Raw genomic sequence first — 13,481 nt, forward strand, 5'->3', positions numbered from 1 at the left:
AGTTATCGTACCTTTAATGTAGTCATGCTCAATAGAGCAAGTATTGCAGCTATTATCCAGAAACGCACCGTTATTTTCGATTCATGCATACCTTTGATCTGAAAATGGTGGTGTATCGGGGACATGAGGAAAAGTCTCTTTTTCTTCACCTTGAAAGAGATCACCTGTAATATCACCGAAAGCGCCTCTATCACCAGGATGCCTCCTGTAAATACAAGTAAAACCTCTTTTTTTATCAGTACGCTGACTATAGCGATAGCTCCTCCAAGTGAAAGCGACCCGGTATCCCCCATGAAAATACTGGCCGGATGACTGTTGAACCAGAGAAAACCGAGTGCGGCCCCCATTAAGGCCGCACAGAAAACGGTAAGCTCTCCGGACCCGGGAAGATAGAAAACCTGCAGATATTTGCTTAGTCCGGCATGTCCGGTGATATAACTCATCAAAGAATAGGTTAAGGCTATGAAGGCGACACATCCAATAGCAAGACCGTCTATACCATCGGTCAGATTCACCGCATTGCTCGCACCCACTATAACGAGCAGTACGAAAAGTATGTAGAACATGCCCAGATTGGCTACCGCATTCTTGATAAAAGGCAGGTAAAGACCCGTCCCGATGGATTTATTGGTTATAACGAATATGCCAACTATAAGAGCGAGTGTCACCTGTGCCACAAGTTTCATCGCGGCCTGTATACCACGGGGATTCTTCTGTTTTATCTTTATCATGTCGTCGATAAAACCGATTATTCCCAGCCAGGTCATCCCTCCCAGCGCGAGAAAAACGTAATCATTGTCCAGCCGCCCCCACAAGAGTGTCGCTGCCAGAACAGATACGAGGATAAGCAATCCGCCCATGGTGGGGGTGCCTTCTTTGTGCTTATGCAGTTCATACAATCCGTCTACGTGCTCTTTCCTGACGTACTGGCCTGCCTTCAGGCCTTTCAGCCAGTTTATTATAACCGGGCCGAATATCAGGCAAAGAAGAAACGCCGTCACGGCGGCCATGCTCGCCCTGAAAGTAATATATCTGAAAACATTGAACCCGAACCAGAAATCCCTTAACGGGTACAACAGATGGTAAAACACTTGAGTATTTCCTCCATTTTCGCTTTACGAGATCCTTTCAAAAGAACCAGAGTATCCCCATCGACCAGTTGTTTTAACAGCTCAGCCGCCTCCTCGTGGGTCTGGGCACGCAGGATATTCTCAGTGGGCATTCCCTCTTCTATAGCTCCTTCGGCGATCAACGCCGCACCATCACCCAGGGTTATAAGAAAATCAAAACCCTTCTGCCCTATACTTTTTCCTATCATGAGATGGAATTCGGCGGATTTTTCGCCCAACTCTCCCATCTGACCCGCCACGATACCCTTCTTCCGCTTTGTTGTGCTCTGTTTTAGGACCTTAAGGGCGCATTCGAAAGAATCCGGGTTCGCGTTGTAGGAGTCATTTATAAACATGGTGCCTGAAGCGAAAACTCTTTCCAGCCTCATGCCTGGCGGCGAGAAGTCTTTAAGAGATTCACGGATCACTTCATGCGATATCCCAAAATAGCCGGCGACAGATATGGCCGCGGCGGCGTTGTAGACATTGTGCCCCCCTTCCATTGGCAGAAAATATGCCTCTCCGTTAAGGCGGAACCGGTATCCCTCTTCTGTTTTGGAAAGATCCGATATAAGAAAATCCGCACCCTCGGTCATGCCGTAGAATTTCCTCGCAATATCCCGTTCGGATACCCTTGCCAGGAATGGATCATCCCTGTTGAGAAAAGCCATGCCAGTCCGGGAAAGATGATCAAGAATGCTCATTTTTTCTATGAAAACACCCTCCCTGTCCACGAAATGTTCCAAGTGACCGTCGCCTATATTCGTTATCACTGCGATATGCGGTGCGGCTATACGGGAAAGAACAGGTATTTCACCCGGATGGTTCGTGCCGAGTTCAAGTACAGCAACTTCATGCGACTCATCGACTCCAAAAAGTGTAAGGCTTAATCCCACTATGTTATTATATGAGCTGTGACTCTTAAGGACTTTGAAGTTGGCTGAAAGAAGTCGCGCAAGCAGTTCCTTGACCGTCGTTTTACCGTTAGTGCCGGTCACGCAAACAACCGGTATATTCGCGCGGCTCCTTAACAGGGCCGCAATACTTCCCATGGCCTGAAGAGTATCCTCAACCAGTAAGAGATGGGACACCATGGGAAGAACATCGTACTTTTCGGCATGCTCGGCTATTACGCCGGATGCACCTTTATTCAAGGCTTCCTTAATGAAATCATGTCCGTCAAAATTCTCACCCTTGACCGCGATAAAGATCTCCCCGGGCAGGATGGTCCGCGAATCGATAGAAAAACCCTTGATCCGCTCGTTCTCCTTGCTCGAGACGAGATCAGCGTCCGCCACCTGAGCTGCTTCTTTTACAGTAATGTTCATCATGTCAAACTATATGGAATGATATCAATAACCAGATTCCTTCAGGACATGGCGGGCGACCTCCACATCATCGAAATGCCTTACCTGGTCACCTATTATCTGGCAGTCCTCATGCCCTTTACCCGCTATAACAACTATATCGCCGTCTTTAGCCGCCCTAATGGCCTCTCTGATAGCATCCTGCCTTTGTTTTATTATACTATAGTTGGTTTTATTAAGCACACCCTTTTCTATTTCCCTGATTATTGACATAGGATCTTCCGACCTGGGATTATCACTGGTTATTATGACCATGTCCGCGATACGAGTGGCTGTTCTGCCCATTACCGGTCGTTTTGTCCTGTCACGGTCACCTCCGCACCCAAAAACGCAGATAAGCCGTGATCTGGCAAGAGGGCGCAGGCATTCCAGCACACTTTGCAGGGCGTTGGGGGTATGCGCGTAATCGACGAAGATTCTGAAAGGAGCACTTGAATCGACCGTTTCAAGACGTCCCGGGACAGGTCGCGCGCATTCAAGGCCATCCCTTATATCCTCAGCGCTAAGACCGCTCTTTACGAGCGCGGCTGCGGCCGCAAGCATATTATACACATTATGGGTGCCTATAAATGATGATTTAACATGCGTCTGACCGATATCTCTGGTCACCAGACCGAAAGATACGCCTTCGGCGGAAAGTTCTATATCAACAGCCCTTACATCCGCGTTCTCCCTTATACCGAAAGTCACCAGATGAGGCAGATCGATCTTATCCCTGAGACCTATAACCATTGGATCATCCTGGTTCAAAACGCCCACGCCGTCCGGTTTGAGATTATCAAATATCTTGGACTTGTCCGCAAGATAGGTGACCATGTCCCGGTGATAATCCAGGTGTTCCGGTGTTATGTTCGTAAATACCGCGCTGTCAAGCTTAATGCCCCATACCCTTTTCTGGTCAAGTGCATGGCTTGATATCTCAACGGCAGCTGCCTGTTTCCAGGATGAGACCATCTCGGAAAGAAGACGGTTCAGGGACATGATATCGGGCGTTGTCAGGGACATTCGCTCTACCGAATCATCCCGGACCTTAGCGAATACCGTGCTGACCAGTCCCGAAGGCCGTCCTGCCTTGTTCAATATGCTGTCTATAAGGAAAACCGTGCTGGTCTTTCCGTTGGTGCCGGTAACACCGTATACAGAAAGGGTATCTGAAGGATCTCCATATATATGGCTGGCTACCTCCCCCAGCTCCTCGCGGGTATCCTTGCAGAACAATAACTTCCGCCGGTCGATCTCATCCTGCAGGTTCGCAACATCATGTTCACATACCACGAATGAAGCGCCTGATGCCAGAGCTTCGTTCATATGGTCATGCCCGTCATGCACCGTACCCCTGATCGCGACAAAAACATCCCCCCGAGAGACCTTATTGGAATCCGTTTTGATGCTCTCCGCGCCTAGCGTACCGGTCTTTAGAAGTTCTTTCAGTTTTTCGTTCATTTCACTCCGATGTTTTATCGTAGTTCTTCAGTTTCTGTGGGGTCAGATACTGTATGGAACGTTCAGCAATTTCCTTGAAAACCGGACCCGCCACGCTTCCTCCGAAATAGACAGGATGAGGGTCGCTCGCCGTCACAAGTATGGTGACCAGCGGATCCTCTTTGGGAGCGAACCCGACGAAAGTGGCATTATACTTATTACCATAATACCCTCCTTCGGGGTTCACCATCTGGGCTGTGCCGGTCTTACCGCATGCTTCGAACGACTCTGACCGGGCTCGTCTTCCGGTGCCGCTGGAAACCACCTGACTCAGCGCATCCTTCATCTTCTCGCAGGTAGTTTCACTTATGACCCTTCTCTTCTCTTGGGGGAGGAATTCCTTGAAGGTCTCACCTTCCCAGGTGGTGATCCTTTCCACTACGTAAGGCTTGTAGAGATATCCGCCGCTTGCTATAACGTTCATGGCGCAGGCCATCTGGAGAGGCGTTACCGCTATACCCTGGCCTATCGGTATAGTGGTGATATCGCTGGCGGACCATACCGAAGGGGGCCTGTTTATCCCAACGACCTCGCCGGGTAGATCTATCCCCGTCTTCTCACCGAACCCGAACAGTTTGATATATCGGTATAATTCCTCCTTTCCCATCCGCTCGGCGACCTTGACCGTACCGATATTGCTGGATTTGGCGATAACGTCACGGAAGGGGAGATCCCCGTATTCATGAAAATCATGAAGAACTCTTCCTCCAGTTACGTATTCTCCCCTTTCGCAGTAAATAACATCCTCAAGATCCACCAGGCCTTCTTCAAGTGAAGCGCTTGCAGTAACGATCTTGAAAACGCTACCCGGCTCATAAACGCTCGAAATGGATAGGTTCTTCATGTAGCTTTTCGGTGTCTGGGAGAACTCATTAAGATCGAAATCGGGATAATTCGCCATCGCCAGTATCTTACCCGAACAAGATTCCATGACTATGGCTGAAGCACCGGAAACATTGTGCTTCTTCGCCATTTTCCGAAGCTCTTCCTCGGTAATGAACTGCACCACGCTGTCTATGGTAAGAACAAGATTATGTCCGTTCTGCGCGGGCATGGACTCTTTCTCATTGTAAAGAACCGTTCTTCTTTTGGCGTCCCTGACCAGGTGACGCCATCCGGGCTTACCCTTCAGCTTGTCATCGAAAAGCAATTCGAGTCCTTCTAAACCCGTGTTATCCATGCCGGCGAAACCGACCACATGGCAAGCCATCCTGTCATTACCGTAATGCCTTTCGCTTTCTGTGACGAAAAAGACACCTTTGACGCCTTGGCTTTTTATGCTTTCAGCTTCTTCAGCATCGATCTTGCGTTTTATCCAGACAAAGGACTTGTCCCGGTTGAGCCTTTCAAGCACCATATCACGGTCAACTCCCAACACCTCAACGAGGGCATCCGCGACATCTTCGGGATCCGCAACATTACGCGGATCACCGTAAACGCTCGGGACTTCAAGATTGATCGCCAAGGGCTCCATATATCTGTCAAAAATAGCGCCGCGTCTTGGTTCTATCTTAAGAACCTTGTTATGCTGCCCGGAGGCAAGATCGGTGAATTTTTCGAAATTAAGTACTTGCAGGTAGAATAACCTGAAAAGCAGGGCGAAAAGAATTGCTGTAAAAATGAAAAATACCAAATATTGGCGCGACCTGAACATCTTTCCTCATAGGGGTTCTAGATTGCATCACTGACGGGGTTCCGCTTCAGCGTTCACGGTAAATATATCCAGGAATCTTCCGATAAATCCCTGACTGTCGTAATTACCGTCCGTTTCAACCTGTGCGATCCGGTAGCTGTTGGTCTGCCTTATGGTTTCGCGCGCGAATTCTATCTCCTCCCCGTTCATTGATGTCAAAAGGTTCTTAGGGGACTCCAGTTTTGATAGATTATACATTAACTGGGAATTCTGGTCAATCAGACAGGAAAGATGATCCCTGTTCCTCTGTATGGAATATCCAGTCTTGACTATCTCCACCTTCTGGTGCACATAGCCTATCGCAAGAAGCGTGATGAATATACCTGTAAATATTATCTTATGCAATTTCATGATATTTTTTCCGCAACCCTGAGTTTGGCACTTCTGGATCTGGGATTGGCGGCGACTTCCTCTCTGCCCGGTCTTATCGGTTTCTTATTGACCCGCCGGAGCTCTCCGGCCCGTGCCGAGTCCCTGAAAATATTCTTCACTATCCTGTCCTCGAGCGAATGGAACGATATTACACAGATCCTCGCTCCGGGACTAAGAAAAGTCAGCGTCTTGCCCACGCCTTCCTCAACCGAAACAAGTTCTTCGTTGACAAAGATCCTGATCGCCTGGAACGTCCTGGCAGCGGGATGTATCCGCTGTCTTGTATATTTACGCCCTACCGCCCGCCGAATAACATCAACAAGATCGCCGGTGGTACTGATGCGCTTTTTTCTTCTTTCCGAGCAAATAGCTCTGGCCACAATTCTGGCATGTCTCTCTTCTCCGTATTTACTTATTATTTCGGCGAGTTCTTCCTTCCCGAACTCATTAACTACCTTTTCCGCGGATAAAGACTGTCTTTTATCGAATCTCATATCCAGCGGACCGTCCTTCAAAAAACTGAATCCCCTCCGTTGGTCGTCGATCTGATATGAGGATAATCCAAGATCGAATACCGCCCCATCGATCTTTTCGACCCCTACCTCTGTCAATATGCGATCGACGTTACGGAAATCATCGTTTACGAATATGCCCCGATCTCCGAAGATCTGTATTATCCTGTCAACGGCCTCGGGATCCCTGTCGACACCGATAAGCCTTCCTCCGGGAGCGATTCTCTTGATTATCTCCCTGGCGTGCCCACCCCCTCCCAATGTGCCGTCAAAGATCACATCCCCGGGTTCAGGGGAAAGATTCCCTATTACTTCCCTTACCAGAACCGGAAGATGCAAAGAGGATCCTTTCGATTATCTGTCACGGTGCAGGACCTTGTACATGGCGGCGACCTGGCTTTTATAGAACTTGTTATAGCTGGACATCATGTCCTCTTTCTTTCCGCTTCTGCGACCGGTTGAACGTTTCTTCTCGGCCGAGCCTTTTCTGCCGTAGATCGATCCGCCTAGTTCACATGCCTGTAGGTATCTTTTTTTCATAACAGGCCCTCCGTTTTCCCGCCATCATCGAACGCGCTAACCACAATACTATTTACAATCCTTCATTGTAAGATATGTCTTCTTCCCCAATCCGTTCGAAGATACTACGTACCGCTTGACACCTAGATGAGAAACCCCGGACTGGAGAGCTCTGGCCTTTTTGATGCGTTCGACCATATTGACGCAGTTAATGAACTCAACCTGTTTCTTGTTGAACTTAACAGCATATCTTCTATACATTTTCTCCCCCCGGATTAAATGATTTAAATATCGATCAGCCGTTCGGCTATTTCTTCGTAGTTCTGCTTGCTGGAACTGTAGAACTCTTCCCACTTCCCTTTATCCCATATCTCAATGCGACTGGAGACGCCCACTATCATTACGCTTCTTGAGAGCGCGGCGTATTCTTTTAAATAATCGGGAATAAGTATCCGCCACTGTTTATCCGGTACCGCTTCACATGCCCCGGCAAAGAACATGCGGCTGAACTTCCTTACCTCGCTTTTGGTAAAGGACATTTCCTTGAACCGGTTCTCCTGGGTTTTCCATTCGCTTTCAGGGAACATAAATAGACACTGGTCAAGGCCGCGGTTGATATAGAATTTTTCTATACCTTTTTCCGTGATAACATCACGGAACCTCGCTGGTATGATCAGCCGGTTCTTTTTATCAAGATTATGTAAGTATTCTCCGTAAAACACTCCACTTTCCTCCACTTCTCTCCACTCCTTACAAAGTATACATCACATGTAAATGCTTGTCAACGCCCAATTTTTACTTTTTAAACAGATTTAGAAAGTCTACATCATATAGTCACATAGAGATACATGTCCCACATAATGTAGTGGTTAGAAAAATAATCTTAGTGAAGATTTTTTTGGAGATTTTTTCTAAAAGGGAAATGATACCGGGGATTTTACCAGTAGAGTTTTTCGAACCTCTCTGAATACCTCTTTATCCATTCCTTGGAGGCTTCCTGAAGTGACATTTCACGGCCAAGCTGAAGTGACCTGAGAGTGCGGTATTCTTCTATCAGATATATCTGTTCGATGAGTTTAACTTTGAAGGCATCAGCATAGTTGATGAAAGCTACACCTATTTTCAGCATTCCGGTAGCTTCGTCTTTCTCGGTATGTACGACTTTAGCCCGTATCTTAAAAACTTTATCATATAGGGGCATCTGAAGTTGTATGATAGTTTCGGGCTCGACTTTCTTCTTTGATAGAAATAACAGCCCTCCCTCACTGACATTGACCGTCTCGGTCTTCTCGAACTGATCCGAATCGGATACTTTGAACTGCAGCGGGTTTACTAGCAAATGCCTTATAAAACGTCTTTTTTCGCCGTGTTCCATTTTTAGTGTGGATATTACGGGTTTTTGTTACGATACCAGTGCGGTTGTTCTCCTGCAAGGTCTATTCAATGACAGAACCGGCAACTTCCGGTTAAATCATATTCGCGTCTTTCAAGTCCTTTTCAAGCTTCTCTATGGCTTCTTTAAGCTTGGGGAAAAGCCTTACATTAATGTTTATTCCTTTTCCCGTGGGGACCTTCTCGTCACCTTGAGGAGGTTGAGTCCATATCCTGACATCAATAACATCATTGCCCTGATATTCGGATATACGTATCTTGACATCCTGATATTTGTTTTTTTCAAATACAGCTACGTCTTTTTCCATTTGCGCCTCCTTTCATCGCGACAAATGCAAGAATATACCTTATTAATATTATATATAGGTATATATATAATAATATTATATCATAATATGTTAAAATGCAAAAAATAAGTGATTTTTTATCGATATGTCAGGAAAAGGCGTTCTTGAAAGGTTCGGGGAGCGTTTCAGTCCACTTTCTTCTTTTCAAATATCTTCCTGAAACAAAAAATAACCAGCCCGATTATGATCGTCCAGGAAACAGCCATGAATATCCATCCGTAAGAGGTCATATCCGATCCCCCTTCGTCTTCCTTTTCCGCCACGCTACCTTCACCATGATAGCCAGCACAAGAAAAATAAGCAGTAGTCCTATGCGGGTAGCCAAGATATACATGTGGTTATGCTGCGGGACATTATCCATCCGGATTATCGGAAGCCATTCCTGAAAGAACCAGGCGATCAGCACTATGAAAAGAAAAACAGGCGTCACATACTTGATGATATATTTATATATCTGGGGTATCCTCAAATCCGCCCCGTGATGAACTTCCTCCCATGCTTTATTTATTCCGAACACCCATCCGAAAAGCACGACCTCGACCGTGGCAAATAGAACCAGACAGAACGTGCCGCCCCAGAAGTCCAATTCATCCACCACTCCCCTGCCCAGGAAAAAGATCGCTCCATTGCAAAGAGTGAAGGTCACCAACCCGAAAAGGGTCACCGCTTTCTTTCTTGAAATATCGAATTCGTCCTCAAGAAAAGCTATAGCAGGTTGCGCCATGGATACCGATGAGGTTACCCCCGCAAGAAAAAGAAGACCGAACCATAAAAACCCCAGAAGTTCGGGGAACGGCATCTTCTGCAATATGAGTGGCATGGTAACAAACCCCAGATTGAAAGCACCCGAATCGGCAATAGCACCTATCGCCAACGGCCCGAAAAAAGCAAAAGCTGCAGGTATGATTATGCTCCCGCCCAGCAGGACCTCCGCCGATTCGTTCATGCTAACAGCGGTCAGTCCCGAAAGGGCAACGTCATCCCCCTTTGAAAGGTAGCTTGCGTATGTTAATATCACTCCCATGCCGACACTGAGAGTAAAGAATATCTGTCCTGTCGCTGCGAGCCATATCTTCGCGCTTTTAAGCTGGCTGAAATCGGGGTTCCAAAGATATCCCAAACCGTTAACTATGTTCCATTCGGGTCTTGCTGGATCTGGAGCCCCCAGTGTCAGGACCCGTATCGTAAGGATCACACCGAATACCAGAAGAGTCGGCATGGCAAATTTACAGAACCTCTCTATACCGCCTTTAATGCCGTGCCCGAGCACTGTCATGTTTATCACGAAAGTGATGATGAAGAAAATGTAGGCAGGCCACATGTTGGTGAAATACTGGTTCTTCTCCAACCCCTGAAACCCCCTGAGGAACGACTGCATGGAGGACTGATCGGTTATACCGGAATATTTCTGGACCAATGCGAAAAAACTGTAGGCCAGCGTCCAGGATTCAATGTAAGTGTAATAGATCATTATCACCAGGGGCCCGAAGATGCCAATAACGCCGAAGTATTTGATGAAGCGGTTCTTTTCCCACAGGCTGTGGAAAACGCCCGGCGCGGTGGAGTGCTCAAAACCCCCGCCGTATCTTCCAATGGACCACTCGATGAGCATAAGCGGGATGCCCACAAGAAGCAGCGCGATAAAATACGGGATCATGAAAGTTCCCCCGCCGTTCCTCGCGGCCTGGACCGGAAAACGAAGAAAGTTACCCAGGCCCACGGCAGAACCGGCGACCGCCATTATGATCCCGATACGGGAACCCCATGAATCTCGTATCTTTTTAGCCATATCCGGTTATCACTTGAAACGTACGAACAGTCTGCCCCAGTTCTTTGAATCCTTTTCGACCCTGTCGTAAAGGTCTTTGTTCCTTTCAAGGAATTTAAGAACCCTCTTTTTCAACTGGCCCGACCCTTTGCCGGGAATTATCTCGACTATTTTAACCTTTTGCTCTTTAGCTTCCTGAAGCACTTCAAGCAAGGCCTTTTCGATCTTATCGTGCTTGTTGTAAATATCGTGAAGGTCGAGTTTGAGCTTTTTCATTTTTATTCCAACGAACCTGGATCTATTTTTCTGCGCAGGTCTTTCTTCTTCGAGCGCTTCTTTTTTTCCGCGAGTATCTTTTCTTTACCCTTCCTGGAACGGGTCCTTCTCTGCCTGCGGAGTTTTTCCTTCTTATGTCGCTTCTGTGCTATCCTGTCGCGCTTTCTTTTCTCCAGCTTGGCCAGAAGCATCTTTCGGGCCAGGAACCTGTTAACGCTCTGAGAACGTTCACGTGAACATTTAACTTCGATACCCGTGGGAACATGCTTCAGGTACACGCATGTAGCGTTCTTGTTAGCATGCTGACCTCCGGGACCTCCTGACCGGATAAAATTCTCGACCAGGTCTTTTTCCTTCACCCCACAACGCCGCATCTTTTCACGGAGGTTTTTCTGTTTTAGTGGAGTGATCTTGAATCCGGACATTTTACTTACCTGTTGAAACAGGCGTCTACAAGGTCCTCTAGTCTTGCGGTCGCCAGGCACTGCACCGTATCCGCACCGCCGTAGTAGATCTTGACCTCACCATCATCCTCCACTACAGCCCCGCAGGTAAAGACAACCGCGTAAGTAAGACCGGTGAGCTCGTAATCGGTGGTCGGCGAAAGTATCGGAGCCTTGGCTCTGGCCACTATTTTCGAAGGATCCTTAAGGTCCAGCAGCATAACGCCGAGGTGATAGACATACTGGGCGGCACACTGCACATTGACGGCATGATATATCACAAGCCACCCCTTATCGGTCTTGATCGGTACCGCGCCGGGCCCGTTCTTTTTCCAGCCCCATTCGTCCTGGGCATGGGCGACCGCCTTTGACTGTCCCCAGTGCAAAAGGTCAGGTGAATACGAAACCCACATATAACCTTTGCCGTCACCCGTATTGGGCCTGTCCAGTCTGCAGTAGAGGCCGTTAATTTTTTCGGGAAAAAGCACACCATTACGGTTATCCGTCTCAGAAATAAATCCCTTGAACTCGAACTTTTTCATGTCAGGGGATTCCAGAAGCCCCAGACGGCATGAATGCCCGCTGTGGCAGGCGAATACCGTATAATATTTATCTTCAATGCGCGTGGCCCTGGGGTCATAATACATCCCTGTCGTGTATTCCTTGAATTCCGGGGTATCTGGCATTTTCACCGGCTCCGGACGGAGCTTGAAGTCTATACCGTTATCTGAATCAGCGGGCCATATGAACTGCTTCATCGAGGGGGTTTCCACCCTGCAGAGCATAACGTACTTTCCCTCGACGGTCTTGATACAGCCTGAATTATAAACTCCCTTGGCGGCAGCCGGTACATCGTCCTTTGTCAGGATGGGGTTGCCCGGGTACCTTTCAACTATGTTCTCTTTATCCTTCGGATATTGGATAGGTTGCCACATATCTTTTCCTTTCTTCTTGATACTGTCCTGTTTGACAGGGTTCATAGAATAATCCTTCTCGAGTTCTGCATTAAACAATATTTTGGGACCCGGTTCAAGGGTTTTCTGGGGATGCAGGACCGCAGATAACACGCAAAGTGGCAGATCGGTCTAGTTATCGCAATAATGGATCTGCCCTGCGTTTATATCTTCAGGATTGAATCGGCAGTGCCAAAGATATTGGTCTGCATCTGTGAGTTTTCCGGATCTGACATCCATTCACCATCGACAAGGAACTTGTATTTGTATTCACCCTTGGCCAGATTGAAATGGGCCGACCAGCGACCGTCCTCCAGCTTGCTCAAACGGCTCGCTTCGGTCTTCTGCCATCCGTTAAAATCCCCCAGAACATATACGTTACCCGCATGGGGTGCGTGCAATCTGAATTCATGCATCTCTTCGGCAATATCCTTGGCATCAGCCGTGAGGATCTCGCTGGTAAGGTTATAGAAGTCAAGTGCCGCGGAACACTTGGGGTCATATTCGAATATGGTCTTCCCCTGTTTTGCTGTTTCTCTCAGTCTAACACTTGAACGTATCTTCGTGGGAAGAAGGTATGTGCCAAGTTTCTTTTTCGCGTCCACTTCGAACTGCTTGGCGAAGTTAGACCTTTTGTCGAATATGTTTATGACGAAAAAGACAGAAGGATCCCTGCCCGTCTCAGCGCTCAGGAGACTCGTCACCCTGTAAACACTGTTAATGCCGTTAAAAGAGAAATAGCTCAGGTCCACCGGCACAAGTATCATATCAGCCGCGTACATGGAATTAAGCGTCAGAAACCCGAAACTGGGAGGAGAATCTATAATCACATACTCGTATTGATCAAAGAAAGGGTTCTTCAAGGTCTTGTGCAGTATCGCCGCGGCTCCGTTGACACCGCCAAGATTTATTTCTGCCGCGCTCAGCATCATGTTCGCGGGAACGAAAGAAAAGTTTTTCCTGTCGGTGATAAGGATCTCCTCGAAGGGTACTTCCGTATTATCGAAATGGGCACGGAATATATCGTATGAGGTTTTCCTTTCCGAGGATTTCTTGCTATAACCCAAAGCAAAGGTCGCGTGGGCCTGCGGGTCCAGATCGATAAGAAGAGTCTTACTCCCCAGCCTTGCAAGCGCTGCTGCAACGTTCACCGCGAGAGTTGTTTTACCGCAACCGCCTTTCTGATTAGCTATAGAGATGATCTTCATTTTCTCCCCCATACATTTTGTGGTCATTGAGACAAAATAA

16 protein-coding genes are annotated in these 13,481 nt (G+C 47.6%); all 16 read right to left on the bottom strand.

Annotated elements, in window-relative coordinates:
- Nucleotides 1-2: 2 nt before the first annotated feature.
- The 16 genes from GF409_03170 to GF409_03245 all read right to left on the bottom strand — a co-directional run bounded on the left by GF409_03170 (nt 3) and on the right by GF409_03245 (nt 13,468).
- Nucleotides 3-1,091 (bottom strand): phospho-N-acetylmuramoyl-pentapeptide-transferase, encoded by a 1,089-nt coding sequence (locus tag GF409_03170; GenBank protein ID MBD3426215.1) that lies wholly within the window; start codon nt 1,089-1,091, stop codon nt 3-5.
- Nucleotides 1,064-2,440, bottom strand: coding sequence for a UDP-N-acetylmuramoyl-tripeptide--D-alanyl-D-alanine ligase (murF, locus tag GF409_03175; protein ID MBD3426216.1), 1,377 nt, complete (start codon nt 2,438-2,440; stop codon nt 1,064-1,066). Before murF ends, GF409_03170 begins: the two co-directional genes overlap by 28 nt.
- A gap of 21 nt (nt 2,441-2,461) precedes the next feature.
- Entirely contained in the window at nt 2,462-3,919 is a 1,458-nt protein-coding gene (locus GF409_03180) for a UDP-N-acetylmuramoyl-L-alanyl-D-glutamate--2,6-diaminopimelate ligase (GenBank protein MBD3426217.1), read from the bottom strand.
- Nucleotide 3,920: 1 nt separating this feature from the next.
- Nucleotides 3,921-5,612: a penicillin-binding protein gene (locus GF409_03185; GenBank protein MBD3426218.1), complete on the bottom strand. Its 1,692-nt coding sequence runs from the start codon at nt 5,610-5,612 to the stop codon at nt 3,921-3,923.
- A gap of 27 nt (nt 5,613-5,639) precedes the next feature.
- Entirely contained in the window at nt 5,640-6,002 is a 363-nt protein-coding gene (locus tag GF409_03190) for a hypothetical protein (protein ID MBD3426219.1), read from the bottom strand.
- Nucleotides 5,999-6,874 carry a 16S rRNA (cytosine(1402)-N(4))-methyltransferase RsmH gene (rsmH, locus tag GF409_03195; protein MBD3426220.1) on the bottom strand — a complete coding sequence of 292 codons (876 nt, stop codon included), beginning with the start codon at nt 6,872-6,874 and terminating at the stop codon, nt 5,999-6,001. Before rsmH ends, GF409_03190 begins: the two co-directional genes overlap by 4 nt.
- A 15-nt stretch (nt 6,875-6,889) precedes the next feature.
- Nucleotides 6,890-7,075 carry a hypothetical protein gene (locus tag GF409_03200; protein MBD3426221.1) on the bottom strand — a complete coding sequence of 62 codons (186 nt, stop codon included), beginning with the start codon at nt 7,073-7,075 and terminating at the stop codon, nt 6,890-6,892.
- A 48-nt stretch (nt 7,076-7,123) separates the two neighbouring features.
- Nucleotides 7,124-7,315, bottom strand: coding sequence for a hypothetical protein (locus tag GF409_03205; protein ID MBD3426222.1), 192 nt, complete (start codon nt 7,313-7,315; stop codon nt 7,124-7,126).
- Nucleotides 7,316-7,338: 23 nt separating this feature from the next.
- Nucleotides 7,339-7,776 carry a division/cell wall cluster transcriptional repressor MraZ gene (gene mraZ, locus GF409_03210; GenBank protein MBD3426223.1) on the bottom strand — a complete coding sequence of 146 codons (438 nt, stop codon included), beginning with the start codon at nt 7,774-7,776 and terminating at the stop codon, nt 7,339-7,341.
- A gap of 215 nt (nt 7,777-7,991) precedes the next feature.
- On the bottom strand, nt 7,992-8,429 hold the full coding sequence (locus GF409_03215) for a hypothetical protein (GenBank protein ID MBD3426224.1): 438 nt from the start codon (nt 8,427-8,429) through the stop codon (nt 7,992-7,994).
- 91 nt (nt 8,430-8,520) lie between these two features.
- On the bottom strand, nt 8,521-8,754 hold the full coding sequence (locus tag GF409_03220; GenBank protein ID MBD3426225.1) for a transcriptional regulator: 234 nt from the start codon (nt 8,752-8,754) through the stop codon (nt 8,521-8,523).
- A 265-nt stretch (nt 8,755-9,019) separates the two neighbouring features.
- Nucleotides 9,020-10,582 carry a sodium:calcium symporter gene (locus GF409_03225; protein MBD3426226.1) on the bottom strand — a complete coding sequence of 521 codons (1,563 nt, stop codon included), beginning with the start codon at nt 10,580-10,582 and terminating at the stop codon, nt 9,020-9,022.
- Nucleotides 10,583-10,591: 9 nt separating this feature from the next.
- Nucleotides 10,592-10,837: a DNA mismatch repair protein MutS gene (locus tag GF409_03230; GenBank protein MBD3426227.1), complete on the bottom strand. Its 246-nt coding sequence runs from the start codon at nt 10,835-10,837 to the stop codon at nt 10,592-10,594.
- Between the two features lie 2 nt (nt 10,838-10,839).
- Nucleotides 10,840-11,262, bottom strand: a complete 423-nt coding sequence (locus tag GF409_03235) for a peptide chain release factor-like protein (protein ID MBD3426228.1) — start codon at nt 11,260-11,262, stop codon at nt 10,840-10,842.
- 5 nt (nt 11,263-11,267) lie between these two features.
- Nucleotides 11,268-12,260, bottom strand: a complete 993-nt coding sequence (locus tag GF409_03240) for a glycosidase (protein MBD3426229.1) — start codon at nt 12,258-12,260, stop codon at nt 11,268-11,270.
- 137 nt (nt 12,261-12,397) lie between these two features.
- The gene (locus GF409_03245) at nt 12,398-13,468 is read right to left on the bottom strand and encodes an AAA family ATPase (GenBank protein MBD3426230.1); all 1,071 of its coding nucleotides are present in this window, start codon (nt 13,466-13,468) and stop codon (nt 12,398-12,400) included.
- Between the last annotated feature and the right edge of the window lie 13 nt (nt 13,469-13,481).

This window comes from Candidatus Omnitrophota bacterium (genome assembly GCA_014728045.1).
Taxonomy (GTDB): domain Bacteria; phylum Omnitrophota; class Gorgyraeia; order Tantalellales; family Tantalellaceae; genus WJMH01.